The following is a 15,140-nucleotide window of genomic DNA, read 5'->3' on the forward strand; positions in this document are numbered from 1 at the left end:
TTATGAACCAGATTGCCAGTCCGGGCATGGTATCCGCTATTTGGATTGCCCTGCTTTTATATATAAGTGCTATTGTTTTCTTCGTTATACGCGGGGCCTTACAAACGCGTAACATGAAAGATTTTGCGCTGGGCAGCATTCAGTTTTCTCCATCTTTTCTCGGTCTCTCGCTGGCAGCTTCAATGAGCAGTGCCGCTACCTTTATCATCAATCCTGGTTTTGTGGCTTACTATGGGGTGAGTGGGTTTTTGTCTATGGCTGTTTTTTTGCCTATCGGCACATTGGTTTCGCTGGCTATCTTATCGCGCCGGTTTCGTAAATATGGTCAGTCGGTAAACGCCCGTACCATTGCCCAGTGGATGGGTATCCGTTACCAAAGCAGTGGTTTTGCCCTGTTCTTCGGATTTCTTTCCTTATTAATGATCGCATTTATTGTCATGATCTGTGTAGGACTTACACAAGTGATCTCCCGTTCTTTAAACCTGGAGGTATTACCTACATTGATTGGGGTAGTGGTATTTACGTTTACGTATATGATGTTTGGCGGAGCTAACAGCATGGTATATACTAATACAGTACAAGCCTTTCTCAAACTGGTGGTGGCTGTGATTCTGCTTACTTCCGGGTATGAATATTTTTCGGAAGGAGTACATGGTTTTCTGGGTAAACTGGCAGCCATAGACCCGGTACTGGCACAACCCTTTAATCCTGCCAGTCCACTATTCCGGGATTTTTTCGAAGTAGTAATCTGCCAGCTGGTAGTGGGAACCGCCATTGTTTGTCAACCGCATATTCTTACCCGTTCCCTTCTATTAAAGAACGATAAAGACCTGAACCGTTTTCTTACGGTGGCTATTCTGGCGCAAGCTTTGTTCTTTATGGTAGTGTTTGTGGGGTTATATGCCCGCATCCTGTTTCCCAATCTGCAGTTACATGGCCAGGCTATTCCTTTGGATGGGGTGATGGGCACTTTTGTAGTGAGCCGTTTTCCGGTATACATCGCCATCATTCTGGTATTGGGAATGATCTCTGCGGGTATGGCTACGCTGGAAGGATTGATCCAGTCACTGAGTACAACGTTTACCTCTGATATTATTAAACCACTCACCGGTAACAGACTCATTCGCGAACCTGAAAAATCGGGCGGTATCATGAGTGAGCTGGTGATGAACCGGATAGTAATCGGACTGATGGCAGTGGTGTCTATCTATATCTCGTACCAGCAATTGCTGAAACCTGATCTGAGTGTGGGCATCTTTGCCCAGAATGGCGTGTATGCTTATTTCTGCGGAGCTTTTGTGCCGGTACTCTTCGGTATTTTTCTGAAGGATGTGCCACGAACAGCAGCTATCGCCGCCAGTATTACAGCCGTATCATTGCATTTTGCAGTATACTATGGCAGACTAACACCATATATGCACAGCGGCACCCGTAATCCAGGTGTGGCAGCAGCAATTGCGATTCTGTGTTCGTTGGTTGTGGGTCTTGTTTTATATTATGCACTGAAACCAAAAACCAAATTGGCAGCTGCATGAAAAAACAGATACTCATCCTGCTACTTCTTCTGTCTGCAGTAAAGCTGCCGGCCCAATGTGTGCCTTCCTATGGTTTTACTGCCAAACAGGTACAACTTGATTCATTGCAGATCAATTACGTGGAGGCGGGTAAAGGAGAAACCATTATCATGATCCATGGGTTGGGTGGTAATGCTTCTCATTGGAAAAGGAATATAGAAACACTCTCCCAAAAATTCCGCTGTATTGCGGTAGACCTCCCGGGTTATGGGAGAAGCAGTACTGCCGAGAGAACAGACGCCGCTAACCAACTGGATTTTTATGCAGATGTGATAGCATCACTGCTGCATAAACTAAAGATACCAACGGCGTTCGTAATGGGTCATTCCATGGGCGGGCAGGTAAGTATGATACTGGCTTTGAAGTATCCTTCACTTGTAAATAAACTGGTATTGGTGGCTCCTGCCGGGCTGGAAACGTTTACGGACGCAGAAGCCAATATATTAACCGGTTATGCAACTGCCGCTTTTTATATGGCTCAGGATAGTGCGGCGATTACCCAAAGCTACAGAGCCAACTTTTTCCGGATGACCGATGCTGCAGAATTGTTGATAAAAGAAAGGATTTCGCTGAAACAGTGTGTAGAATTTGAAGCGTATTGTCGTCAGGTTTCTATGGGTGTGAAAGGAATGCTGGCTCATCCGGTAACGGAGGAATTGCAAAAAATCAGTCAACCAGTATTGGTGCTTTTTGGAGAGCAGGATGCCTTGATTCCGAATAAATTTTTACATCCTTCCTTAACCGTATCAGCAGTGGCGGCAATGGCAAAATCTATTCGGGGCAGTAGCATCAGGATGATACCGGAAGCCGGACATCTGCTGCAATACGAAAAACCCGAAGTGCTCAATGAAGCGGTGACAAATTTTTTACGAATAAAACAATCCGGTTTCTGAATTCTACAACCTAAAAAACAATAACATGAAACGATTGCCAGTACTCTTATGTCTGCTCTTGGTGCAGGCTGCTGTGATGGCCCAAGGCATTAAGATCAGCGGACGGGTAACCGACGGGAAAACGGGCCAGGCATTGGCTGGTGCCAGCGTAATGCTGAAAGCCACAGGGGCAGGTACCTATACCGACGATGAAGGAAACTTCACACTTGCGCTCTCTAAAAAAGGTAAAGTAATCCTTGTTTTTTCTTACGTGGGTTATGGTGATGTAGAAAAAACAGCCGAGGCAGGAGACAATCTCACCATCGGTCTTACCTCAACCGTAGGAAGAGGTGATGAAGTAGTTGTAAGTGCATCCAAGCGTCCGGAAAAGATTACGCGGGCTCCGGCTACCATCAGTGTAATTACGGCCAGGGATTTTGCACAAACCTCCTCTTTCAATATCGGAGAACTTGCTTCCAAGATCCAGGGGGTTGAATTTATCAGAACCGGCGTAACAGGTGTGGGTTTTAATGCTCGTGGTTTTAACAATGCCTTTAATGCCAAAATTCTGCAGATGACAGATGGTCGTAACAGTATGATGGCTGGTGGTAGTGGATTACCCTCAGGCATTATGAATACAGTGATTAAAGAAGATGTTGAGAGACTGGAAATTGTACTCGGTCCTAACTCTGCTTTGTACGGTCCGAACGCACATAATGGGATTGCCAATACCATTACCAAAGATCCGCGTAAATACCAGGGAACGGATATTGCCATTGGCGCCGGTAACCAGGATGTGTTTACTTCCCGTTTCCGAACAGCCAATAAGATTGATCAGAAATGGGCCTATAAATTTACTGGCGAGTATACGACCGGGAAGGATTTTGAATTTCACGACAGTATTTATGCAGGTGGCTCTGTGTATGGACCGGCGTTGGCCATTCCTGAAAGAATTCCCAGCTATCAGTTTAAACATGTACGTGGTACGGCCGATCTGTATTATGCCGTATCATCTAAATCAGACCTGATTATTTCTTATGGGGGAAGTAATAATAATTTCCTGAGTGTAAACAATACCGGTCGCAACCAGATCCGAGACTGGAAATTCTCCTACCTGCAGCTGCGTTATGTGAGCCCACGTTTTTTTGCACAGGTGTATGAAACATGGACCAATGTGGGAACTTCTTATGGTATACCAGGATATACCCGTGATTTCTGGAACCGTACACATAGTACTATTACGGACCCAACCAGTCCTTTGTATGCTGCAGCAGGCCAATTGTATCCCGACCAGGCAGAAGCTTTTGCTACCAGACTTGGAAATATGTTCAAAGAAGAATCTAAAAGATTAAATGCAGAAGCACAGTATAATAACAATTTTACCAAAGCGGGTCTGAATATGGTGTTGAGTGCTTCTTACCAGAAAGATGATCCCAAAACATTTGGAACCAGTCTGGCCGATGCTACCCAGAAAGTAGAAGTAACCCAGTATGGAGGGGCCCTGCAGCTGGAAAAAACATTGCCAGCCGATTTTAAACTGGTGGCGGCTGCCAGGCTGGATCATCACAGCCTTTTCAAGAATATGTTCTCTCCTAAAGTGGCCCTTGTAAAAGGAGTTCCGGGCGGAAGTATTCGTCTTACCTGGGGTAAAGCATTTGCGGCGCCCATTATCCTGTTTCAGCGAGCGAGTGTATTCGGATTGGTATTTGGTAACGGAGATGGGGTGAAATATATTCCCAACGGTGCCAATGTAAACGATCCGGCAGCTGTTGCCACCACGGTACCATTGAAACCCGAACAGATTAGTACCTGGGAACTGGGCTATAAAGGAACCGTAGGTAAAAAATTATACATCGATATCAATGGATATTATGGTAAAACACTGAATTTCCTGAGTCCGGCCATTACCGTAGGAGGTCGTGCATTAAGCGTAGGCAGCATCGGCATTCCAACAGCAGGTTTGTTGATACCGGGAACCGTTTCGGGAACAGGTACACTGGCAGGTGCAGCATTCTCTACTTACTTTAATTATGGCGAAGTTTCTTCCTATGGTGTTGACCTGGGTGTGAATTATTATTTCACAGATGATATCAGCCTGGCCATGAAATATTCCTGGTTCGGTAGTGATATCACAGACGAGAATATCAAGAACGATGCAAATAGGGATGGATATGTGTCGCTCGAAGAAAAAAGCCTGAACACGGCTACCAACCGTTTTTCTTCTACACTCAGCTTCCAGAACATTGCCAAAGGCAAAATGTTCCTGAATATTTCACTCCGTTATGTGGCATCTTATGATCTCTACAGCGGGAACCAGATCGGCACCAAGGCAGGTGCAGGCAAAAGAGGTGTTGTATATGGCGGCATTAACCCGCTGAATAATACGCCCCGGTATTATGTAAAGAATTTTGACTGGGGTGCGCTGGGCGGATTTACCACTATCGATATCAGTACCGGTGTCAAACTGAACAGCGAGTTAAGTCTTGGTGCAGGTATCAGTAACCTGTTTAATGTGACACAAAAAGAATTTGTGGGTTCTCCTTCTATCGGACGCCTGCTCTCGATAGAACTGAAAGCGCATATTCCCAATAAGAAAAAATAGCTTGTAATGGTAGATTGACGGGTGGTACTCCATAAGGGGTGCCACCCTCTTTGTTAAATAAGAGAGACATGTACAGCGATGACCTTACGATACAACACTGGCTTACCCGGCATGCGAAATATAAGGCACAGAAAACAGCAATTATTTGTGGTAAGCAACGGCAAACTTTTTCCGAACTGAATGCCAATGTGAACCAGCTGATAGGGGCCCTGCAGCAGGCTGGCGTATGCAAAGGAGATAAAGTAGCCACCATATTACCCAATTGTATAGAATTGTGGGAGATCTACTGGGCCTGCGCCAAAATGGGGGCAGTAGCGGTACCTCTCAGTCCTCTGTTACGCGGTGCGGGCCTGGCCAACCTGATTAATAATGCCGACACCAAATTGGTTATCACTAACTGCGAAACAGCCGGGTATGTAACAGAAATTAAAAACCATGTTACACAAGTTGTAGCAGATAATTACTGGCTGATTAATGACTCCGGAATAAGCGGTTGGCAGTCGTATCACACATTGAAGGCGGCACAACCTGTCACAGAACCTGATGTAGAAGTGGTAACCGGCTCCGACCCGTACAATATTATTTACAGTAGTGGTACAACGGGTTTACCCAAAGGCATCGTGATTTCACATGCTGTTCGTGCTTTATATGGCTCGCTGTTTGCCAATAGTTACCGGATGACACCTGAAAGCGTTGTCATGCATTCCGGCTCAATCATTTTTAATGGCTCTTTTTTAACACTGATGCCGGCGATGTTTCTGGGCTGCACCTATGTGCTGCAACATCATTTTGACCCGCACCAGGTAATTACAGATATCGGAACAGAATCGGTTACGCATACCATCCTGGTTCCTTCGCAGATCATTGCCTGTTTACAGCAGGAGAAATTCTGCAAACAGCAATTGCCATCTATTGAATACATTCTTTCTGTAGGTGCTCCTTTATTACTTGAACATAAGCAGGAACTGAATCAAAGGTTACCCGGTGTGTTTTATGAACTCTATGGATTGACAGAAGGGTTTATGACCATACTGGATAAAACCGATGCGGCCCGCAAAACAGGAAGCGTGGGTTATCCGCCTTCCTTTATGGATATGCAGATCTGCAATGAAAGCGGAGAACTTGTATCCAGTGGTACTATCGGCGAGATCGTGGGCAGAGGGCCCTTATTGATGGATGGATACTATAAAAACGAAACACAAACAAAAGAAGCGCTGCGTAATGGCTGGTTGTATACCGGCGACTTGGGTTATGTGGATGAAGAGGGTTTTCTCTATCTCACAGGACGTAAAAAAGATCTGATCATTTCCGGTGGCGTGAATGTGTACCCGGCAGATATTGAGGAAGTTGTTATCAAACATCCTGCTGTAAAAGATGTAGCGGTATTTGGTGTGGCACATAGTGAATGGGGAGAAACGCCGGTGGCCGCTATTGTGTTGAAAACGATGGAGGCGGACGCAGCGACGATCAAAATATGGGTGAACGATCATATTGACGCCCGTTTTCAGAAAGTGAATGATATCATGATCCTTGATGAACTGCCCCGGAATGTAGCAGGCAAAGTATTAAAACATGAACTCAAAAAACAGTATGAAAACCGTTAGTAAGTGGGCAGATACGGGCAGTATCAGGCTTCATTATCTGGATAACGAAGGCAGTGGGCCGTTGTTATTATTATTACACGGCTTAACCGCCAATGCACATACGTTCGACGGCCTGCTGGCCGCCGGATTGGGCGATCATTTTCATATTTTGTCGGTTGATCTCCGTGGACGTGGCCTCAGCGATCAGCCTGCTACAGGTTATACCATGAAAGAGCATGCAGCAGATATCATTGCACTGTTAGATCACAGGCAGGTAACACAGGTGGTTATCTGCGGACATTCTTTCGGTGCCTTTCTGGCATTGTACCTCGCGGCATATTTCCCTGAGCGGGTGGAGAAACTGATATTGATGGACGCAGCTGTAAACATGCATCCCAAAACAAAGGAAATGCTGGGTCCGGCAATGGCCAGACTGGGACAGCGGTTCGCCTCATTTGATGCCTATCTCGACAAAGTAAAACAGGCTCCCTATCTCAGTTTCTGGGATGAGACTATGCGAAGTTATTATGAAGCCGATATCTACACCCTTGCTGATGGTACCGTTACGCCACGCAGCAAACCAGAACACATGATGGAAGCGGTACTGAAAGGAAGTCTGGGAGAACCCTGGGCAGAACTGATTAAGGAAAACAAAAAACCTTCGATACTGATTAATGCACCCGGTATTTATACAATGGATGCCGCTTTGTTACCAGCTGACCTGGCTATGGAAACAGTGAACGGAATGGAAAACTGCCGTTATGTGGCTGTGTCGGGAAACCACCAGACCATGTTGTACGGAGAGGGCGCGCAACAGATTGTACTGGCTATTAAAGAATTCTTTTTTAAATAATACGAACATGAAAACAGCTAATTCGGTAGCAGTGATTACAGGTGCTGCCAGCGGTATCGGTGAAGCAGTAGCGGTTGCATTGGCAGCCATGGGAGCTAAAGTGATATTGGCAGACAGGGACGAAGCAAAATTGCAAACCGTTAAAGAGAAGATCCTTGCGGCAGGCCAACAGGCAGATTTTATGTCTTGTGATGTAACCGACGAAACATCTGTACGTGCACTGATGCAGTTTGCTGTTACTAGTTTCGGATCTATCAATATTGTACTGGCTTGTGCCGGTATTATCCGTGATGCTTTTTTGATTACACCGGATAAGGAAACGGGGAAAGTGAAAAAGTTCATGACTACCCAACAATGGCAACAGGTAATGGATGTTAACCTAACGGGTGTATTCCTTACCCTGCGAGAAGCTGCTATACAAATGACGGATCACCACTGGCCAGGTGTGCTGATTCCGATTTCATCTATTAACAAAAGTGGTGAGTTGGGACAACTGAACTATGCATCTGCTAAAGCTGCTATTGCACTCTGGCCCAAAATTCTGGCAGGCGAATTTCATGCAAGAGGTATTACCAATATTCGGGTGGCTGCTATAGCGCCAGGATATGTAGAAACACCCATGCTGCTATCTATCCAGCCGGATATATTGAACCGGATTATAGCCGATATTCCGCTGGGCAGATTGGTAAAAACGGAAGAGATCGTGAACACGGTTCGCTTCATTATAGAGAACGAAGCGGTACATGGCACTACCCTGGAGGTGAGTGGGGGTATTATAGGAAAAGGACTCGCTAAGTAGCTTATGTCTCAACCGATAGCCTGCCTGCCATCAGCCGTTTTGAGCCGTTCGTGTGGAATTTTAGCAAAATTTACGGAATATTACTGCTACTTTTGTCTGGTCTTAGTACATGAAAAAGCTGTTTGTCCTCATATTAGCCTTTGTACAATTCGGCGCCAGTGCCGGGATCACCATGCACATGCATTACTGTATGGGTAAGGCCTATGGCTGGGAGTTGACACAGCAGAAAGGGAAAGCCTGCGGCAAATGCGGCATGGCCAAGACCGAAAAGAAGAACAAAAAAGGTTGCTGTAAAGACGAACAGAAACTGGTTAAATCAACCATCGACCAGAAAACAGCTGAGTCTGTTTACCAATCCATGCAGCTGGTAGCTACCGCTGTTCCTGTTTCTGTATTTCAGGCGCCTGTCATCTGCTTCTCTTCTGTAACAGAAGAAAATCCCACCAGTAACGCGCCTCCCGAAAGCAGCGTAGCGGTTTATTTGAGTAACCGCGTTTTCCGTATTTAATATCGTATCCTTCTGAGCAGCCGGGCAAAGATTTGCCGGGCTTTGGGCATTTCTATGGCCCCAATGTTCCTGTATTTATTCACCATTTATAAAATCAAAACAATGAAGAAGTTTAAAATGCTTTTGATGGCAGCTTTCACTATCCTTTCTGTAATCGTATTTGCACAGGACACCAAAAAATACAGTTGCCCTATGCATGCTGATGTTACCAGCGACAAACCCGCCAGATGCTCCAAATGCGGTATGAACCTGACAGAAAATAAAAAAGAAGCGGCTTATTCATGCCCCATGCACGCTGATGTTACCAGTGATAAACCCGGCAAATGTTCCAAATGCGGTATGGCTTTGAAAGAGAATAAAAAGACAAGTGCCGCCACCTATGTGTGCCCCATGCATGCGGACGTAACCAGCGATAAACCTGGCAAATGTACTAAATGCGGCATGGCTTTGAAAGAGAAAAAGGGATAATACCCAGTTATTGGAAACCGGAAAATTACCGTCATGGTTCAAAAAATAATCGTACTGGCTTTGCGCAACCGGTTGATCGTGCTGCTGGCAGCAGCAGGCATGTTTGCCTGGGGTCTGTATTCTGTTAAACAGAATCCGATCGATGCCATACCCGATCTCAGTGAAAACCAGGTCATCGTTTTCACCGAATGGATGGGGCGCAGTCCACAGGTGATCGAAGACCAGGTCACCTACCCGCTTGTAAGCAACCTGCAGGGTATACCCAAGATCAGGAATATACGCGGCTCGTCTATGTTCGGGATGAGTTTTGTATATGTGATCTTCGAAGACAATGTTGATATCTACTGGGCCCGCACGCGTGTGTTGGAGCGACTGAATTTTGCCCAGCGCCTGCTGCCGCAGGGAGTCACACCCACGCTGGGGCCCGATGGCACCGGGGTGGGACATATCTACTGGTACCACCTGGATGCACCCAAGATGGATCTGGGTGAACAGCGGGCCCTGCAGGATTGGTACATCAAATTCGCCCTGCAGACCGTACCGGGTGTGGCCGAAGTGGCATCGTTCGGCGGTTTTGAAAAGCAGTACCAGCTGGTGATAGACCCCGTAAAACTGCAGTACTACAACATCTCCCTCATGGATGTGATGAACAAGGTGAAAGCCAATAACAACGATGTGGGAGGCAGAAAGTTTGAGATGGCCGATATGGCATACATCATCCGGGGCCTGGGTTATATTAAGAACAAGGAAGACATCGAGAACATTGCACTGGGTAATTACAATGGTATCCCGGTTCGGGTAAGGGATGTGGGTTCCGTACAGATGGGAGGTGACCTGCGTCTCGGCATTTTTGATATGGACGGAAAAGGAGAAGTGGTAGGCGGTATCGTGGTGATGCGCTACAACGAGAATGCCGACCGGGTGATCAAAGCTGTAAAGGCCAAGATCAAGGAAGTGGAAAAAGGTTTGCCCGAGGGTGTAACGCTGAAAACCTCTTACGACAGAAGTACGCTGATCGAAGAAGCGGTCGAGTCGGTAAAAGGCACGCTGATCGAAGAGATGATCGCGGTATCACTGATCGTGATCATTTTTCTGTTTCACTGGCGTAGTGCACTCATCATCCTGATACAGCTTCCCATTTCTGTAGCGGTAGGCTTTATTCTGCTCCAGGCTTTTGGTATTTCGTCCAATATCATGTCGCTCACCGGGATTGCACTGGCCATTGGTGTGGTGGTGGATGATGGGATCGTGATGGTAGAGAATGCCTATCGCCACATCAGTGAAGCACAGGCAGTAAAAAGGCAGTCATCAAATAATGTAAACTCATGACAAACTGGTTCAAAAAAAATAAAGATCCCCTGAGCCCTGAAGAAAAAATGGAGATCATTGAAAGGTCTTCAAAACAGGTAGGGCCGGGCGTGTTCTATTCAACGATCATTGTGATCGCTTCTTTCCTGCCGGTATTCCTTTTGACGGGTATGGAGGGTAAGATGTTCCATCCGTTGGCCTGGACAAAAACCTTCATCCTGCTGGTAGATGCTTTCCTGGCCATTACTTTGACGCCGGTGCTGATCTCCTATTTTCTGAAGGGGAACCTGAAGCCGGAATCCTTCAATCCCATCACAAGGACATTGGAGCGGATATACATGCCGATTCTGCAATGGTGCCTGCACTGGCGCAAGACCGTTCTGGCAGTGAACCTGGTGGCTTTAGCGGCGGGAGTGGTCATGATGACCAAAATGGGCTCTGAATTCATGCCTCCGCTGGATGAAGGTTCCATCCTGTTCATGCCGGTTACCCTGCCGGATGTTTCCAATGCCGAAGCCAAACGTTTGTTGCAGGTACAGGATAAACTGATCAGTTCTGTTCCGGAAGTATCACATGTACTGGGTAAAGCAGGCCGGGCCAATACGGCAACGGATAATTCGCCGGTGAGTATGATCGAGACCATCATTCTGCTGAAACCACGGCACGAATGGCGCAAGGGACTCACCAAAGATGGTATCATCAACGAGCTCAATGCCAAAATGCAGATACCGGGTGTGACCAATGGATGGACGCAGCCCATTATCAACCGAATCAACATGCTCTCAACCGGCATCCGTACCGATGTGGGCCTCAAAGTGTATGGGCAGAATCTCGACAGCATTTATGTATTTGCACAGACCATCAAAAAACACCTCGAAGGAATTGACGGAGTAAAAGACCTGTATGTAGAACCCATTACCGGAGGTAAGTACATTGATATAGTAGTAAAACGCGAAGAGATCGGCAGGTATGGTCTGAGTGTGGATGATGTGAACACCGTGGTGGAAAGTGCGCTGGGCGGCATGAAACTGACAACTACCATTGAAGGCCGCCAGCGATTTTCTGTGAATGCCCGTTATGGACAGGATTTCAGGAACAATATGCAGGCATTGAAACGGTTACCGGTGCAGACCATGAACTTCGGTCCCGTTCCGCTGGAAGCTGTTGCAGATATCCGGTTGAGCGATGGTCCGCCAATGATCAATTCGGAGAACGCGTTGCTGCGTGGAACGGTGCTCTTCAATGTACGCGAGCGTGACCTGGGCAGCACGGTTACCGAAGCACAGGAAAAGCTGAACCAGATGATGATCAAACTGCCCAAGGGTTATTTCCTGGAATGGAGCGGACAATGGGAAAACCAGATCCGCGCCAACCGGACACTCACACTGATCATGCCGATCGTGATCCTAATCATTTTTATGGTATTGTACTTTACATACCATTCCATCAAAGAAGCCATCGTTACCATGATCACTGTTCCTTTTGCACTGATCGGCGGTGTGTTCATGGTGTATCACTACGGTGTGAATTTATCGGTGGCTGTGGCAGTGGGTTTCATCGCCCTGTTCGGTATGGCTATAGAAACGGCCATGCTGATGACGATCTACCTGAACGAAGCCATGCAGAATATGGTAGCAAAATATGGCAACTCGCGGGCAACACTGACACCGGCCATTATACGTGAATTTGTGGTGGAAGGTTCTGTGAAGAGATTGAGACCCAAACTGATGACCGTATCGGTCGGTCTGTTTGGACTGATCCCTATTTTATGGTCAACCGGTGTGGGTAGCGATATCATGCGACCCATTACCATACCATTGATCGGCGGAACCATCAGTTCTACTATTTATGTATTGCTGATCACGCCGGTGGTTTTTGAGATCATCAAAGAAAGAGAACTTAAACGCAAAGGTAAAATTGAATTGATCGATGTTACAGAATAAAACATACCTCGTATTGTTTGCGCTGCTGCTGGTTACTGCCGGTCGGGCGCAGACCCTGAAACTGGCTGCTGTTATCGACAGTATCACCGTTTCGCATCCTGTGGTTAAAATGTACAACCAGGAGATCCGTTCTATGGATGAAGCTGCCAAAGGCGCCCAAAGCTGGATGCCACCGGAATTCTCCACCGGCCTCTGGATGGTTCCGTATAATCCGTCCTACTGGAAAAAATCGGATATGGGCAACGGGATGGGCCAGTATATGCTTGGCGGCCAGCAGATGATTCCGAACAAAAAAAAGCAACAGGCAGATGCAGCGTATATGCAAACCATGTCTTCGGTAGAAAAAGAAAAAAAGAATGCCACCCTGAACGAACTGGTGAACGATGCCAAACAGTTCTATTACGAGTGGATCATTCTTGAGAAAAAACTGAACATCCTGGGTCAGAATGAGAAGCTGCTGAATTTCATGATCAAAAATGCAGAGATCCGTTACCGAAATGGAATGGAGAAGATAAGTGCCTACTATAAAGCCAAGGCGGCACTGGGCAATATCAAGAACATGCAGCTCATGTACGAGAGTGAGATCACCGAAAAAAAGATTCGCCTGAATACATTGATGGGACGCAAAGCTATGGCTGACCTGGCCATCGATACCAATTACCGGATTAATGGGTATGATGATATGGTTTTCGACAGCACCCTGTTCTATCGCAACCGAAGCGATCTGAAAGCGATCGACCGGGATATAGACCTTACCTACTTGAAACAGGAAACCGAAAAACAAAGCCTGCGCCCGCAGTTCGGGATCCGGTATGAACACATGTTTGGTTTTGGTGGACTTCCCATGCAATACTCATTAATGGGCATGATGAAACTGCCGCTGACAAACTGGTCATCAAAAATGAATAAGGCCAATATCGAAAGTCTGAAATGGAAAGCTAGTGCCTTACAGTCGCAGAAAGAAATGATGGTGAATGAATACAGCGGTATGGCGTATGGTATGCGTAATGAACTGGTGCTGAAAACCAAACAGCTGAAGCTGTATGAGACGAATATCTTACCGGCCTTACAGAAAAATTTTTCAACCATGCAGTTGGCCTATGAGCAGAACACCGAGGAACTGTTCATGTTGTACGACGCATGGGAAGCCCTGTATATGAGCCAGCTGGAATACATTGAATTGTTGAACCAGGCGCTCAGGACACAGGTATCACTGGAAAGGATAATTGAAAACAAATGAAACGACTACTGATTTTATCACTGGTACTGCTGGCTGTTGCGGCCTGTCAGGATCGAAAAGAGAAAAGCACTGCAAACGGACAGGTGCATCCCGCGGTAAGCCAACCGGTGTATACCTGCCCGATGCCACAGGATTCTGTTTTCAGCGACAAACCCGGTACCTGCCCTAAATGTGGCATGGACCTGGTTAAAATGGAAACTGCTAAACCGGAGCAACACCAGCACGATGCGTCTGCTGAATCGGTATACACCTGTCCTATGCACCCCGACGTGAAGTCCGATAAGCCGGGTTCCTGCCCTATCTGTGGTATGAACCTGGTAAAAAAAGAGACCGGCGGACACCAGCAGGAGCATGTAGAATTGGATGCCTTGCTGAAACCTACCAATGAGTTTGTGGTTTCTTCTTTACCCGTAACCGTGATGCAGCAGAAACAGGAGCAGATAGAGATCAGGGCGTTGGGGATGATCACTTATGATACAAGAAGGGAGGGTACGATTTCAGCAAGGGTTTCAGGACGTATCGAAAAGCTTTACGTTCGTTACCGTTACCAGAAGATCAGGAAGGGAGAGAAGATCATGGAAGTATACAGTCCGGAATTACTTACCGCGCAGCAGAACTTACTGTTCCTGCTCAGGAACGATCCGGGAAACAGGAACATCATCGAAGCCGCCAAAGAAAAACTATTGTTGCTGGGGATGGATGCGGCACAACTGGAAAAATTGATCCGCGAAGAAAAACCCTTAATGACGGTAACGGTGTACAGTAATTACAACGGGCATATACACGAATCCGCCAATGCGGGTGCGATGGGTAAAGAAAGGGAAACAGGGGTCATGAAAGATATTTCACTCATTACCGAAGAACTTTCTTTGAAAGAGGGCATGTATGTGCAGAAGGGAAAATCCGTATTCACGGTTTATGATCCCGCAAGGGCCTGGGCGGTATTAAACATCTACGGTGAGAACCAGGCATTGGTAAGGATCGGCAGTAAAGTGACGATTGTACCGGAAACATTACCTGGCAAAGGTTTCCAGGCCTCGCTGGATTATGTGGAACCCTTTTACCGGAAAGACAGTAAAACACTGACTGCCCGCGTGTATTTCAATAACAGCGCTCTCAGGATACCCATTGGCAGCCAGGTAAGCGCCACCATATACGGCAATACCCGACAGGCATACTGGCTGCCCAAAGAAGCAGTTCTTTCACTGGGGCTTGACAAAGTGGTATTTGAAAAAGTGAAAGGCGGTTTTAAGGCACACAGGATCAGCACCGGTATCATGCATAAGGAGCATATACAGGTATTGAACGGGCTCAGTGTGCAGGATTCTGTAGCTGCCAATGCACAATATTTAATGGATAGCGAAAGCTTTATCAAAGTAAAAAACTGAAT

12 protein-coding genes are annotated in these 15,140 nt (G+C 46.6%); all 12 read left to right on the plus strand.

Annotated features, from left to right (window positions below):
- Positions 1 to 2 precede the first annotated feature (2 nt).
- The 12 genes from ACH3Y6_RS02895 to ACH3Y6_RS02950 all read left to right on the plus strand — a co-directional run bounded on the left by ACH3Y6_RS02895 (position 3) and on the right by ACH3Y6_RS02950 (position 15,138).
- Positions 3 to 1,535, plus strand: a complete 1,533-nt coding sequence (locus ACH3Y6_RS02895; protein ID WP_490834070.1) for a sodium:solute symporter family transporter — start codon at positions 3 to 5, stop codon at positions 1,533 to 1,535.
- The gene (locus ACH3Y6_RS02900; RefSeq protein ID WP_490834071.1) at positions 1,532 to 2,467 is read left to right on the plus strand and encodes an alpha/beta fold hydrolase; all 936 of its coding nucleotides are present in this window, start codon (positions 1,532 to 1,534) and stop codon (positions 2,465 to 2,467) included. Before ACH3Y6_RS02895 ends, ACH3Y6_RS02900 begins: the two co-directional genes overlap by 4 nt.
- Before the next feature lie 25 nt (positions 2,468 to 2,492).
- Entirely contained in the window at positions 2,493 to 5,048 is a 2,556-nt protein-coding gene (locus ACH3Y6_RS02905) for a TonB-dependent receptor (RefSeq protein ID WP_490834072.1), read from the plus strand.
- A gap of 68 nt (positions 5,049 to 5,116) precedes the next feature.
- The gene (locus ACH3Y6_RS02910) at positions 5,117 to 6,652 is read left to right on the plus strand and encodes a class I adenylate-forming enzyme family protein (protein WP_490834073.1); all 1,536 of its coding nucleotides are present in this window, start codon (positions 5,117 to 5,119) and stop codon (positions 6,650 to 6,652) included.
- A complete protein-coding gene (locus ACH3Y6_RS02915) occupies positions 6,639 to 7,484 on the plus strand; it encodes an alpha/beta fold hydrolase (RefSeq protein WP_490834074.1) in 846 nt (281 codons plus the stop codon). Before ACH3Y6_RS02910 ends, ACH3Y6_RS02915 begins: the two co-directional genes overlap by 14 nt.
- A gap of 7 nt (positions 7,485 to 7,491) precedes the next feature.
- Entirely contained in the window at positions 7,492 to 8,283 is a 792-nt protein-coding gene (locus ACH3Y6_RS02920; RefSeq protein ID WP_490834075.1) for an SDR family oxidoreductase, read from the plus strand.
- Between the two features lie 109 nt (positions 8,284 to 8,392).
- Positions 8,393 to 8,791 carry an HYC_CC_PP family protein gene (locus ACH3Y6_RS02925; RefSeq protein WP_490834076.1) on the plus strand — a complete coding sequence of 133 codons (399 nt, stop codon included), beginning with the start codon at positions 8,393 to 8,395 and terminating at the stop codon, positions 8,789 to 8,791.
- Between the two features lie 102 nt (positions 8,792 to 8,893).
- Positions 8,894 to 9,259: a heavy metal-binding domain-containing protein gene (locus tag ACH3Y6_RS02930; RefSeq protein WP_490834077.1), complete on the plus strand. Its 366-nt coding sequence runs from the start codon at positions 8,894 to 8,896 to the stop codon at positions 9,257 to 9,259.
- Between the two features lie 33 nt (positions 9,260 to 9,292).
- Positions 9,293 to 10,588, plus strand: a complete 1,296-nt coding sequence (locus ACH3Y6_RS02935; protein WP_490834078.1) for an efflux RND transporter permease subunit — start codon at positions 9,293 to 9,295, stop codon at positions 10,586 to 10,588.
- The gene (locus ACH3Y6_RS02940) at positions 10,585 to 12,510 is read left to right on the plus strand and encodes an efflux RND transporter permease subunit (protein WP_490834079.1); all 1,926 of its coding nucleotides are present in this window, start codon (positions 10,585 to 10,587) and stop codon (positions 12,508 to 12,510) included. The genes ACH3Y6_RS02935 and ACH3Y6_RS02940 overlap by 4 nt, the downstream gene beginning before the upstream one ends.
- The gene (locus ACH3Y6_RS02945; protein WP_490834080.1) at positions 12,497 to 13,750 is read left to right on the plus strand and encodes a TolC family protein; all 1,254 of its coding nucleotides are present in this window, start codon (positions 12,497 to 12,499) and stop codon (positions 13,748 to 13,750) included. Before ACH3Y6_RS02940 ends, ACH3Y6_RS02945 begins: the two co-directional genes overlap by 14 nt.
- Positions 13,747 to 15,138: a heavy metal-binding domain-containing protein gene (locus tag ACH3Y6_RS02950; RefSeq protein WP_490834081.1), complete on the plus strand. Its 1,392-nt coding sequence runs from the start codon at positions 13,747 to 13,749 to the stop codon at positions 15,136 to 15,138. Before ACH3Y6_RS02945 ends, ACH3Y6_RS02950 begins: the two co-directional genes overlap by 4 nt.
- The last annotated feature ends 2 nt before the right edge of the window (positions 15,139 to 15,140 follow it).

This window comes from Sediminibacterium sp. FW305-C-269, from assembly GCF_058231045.1.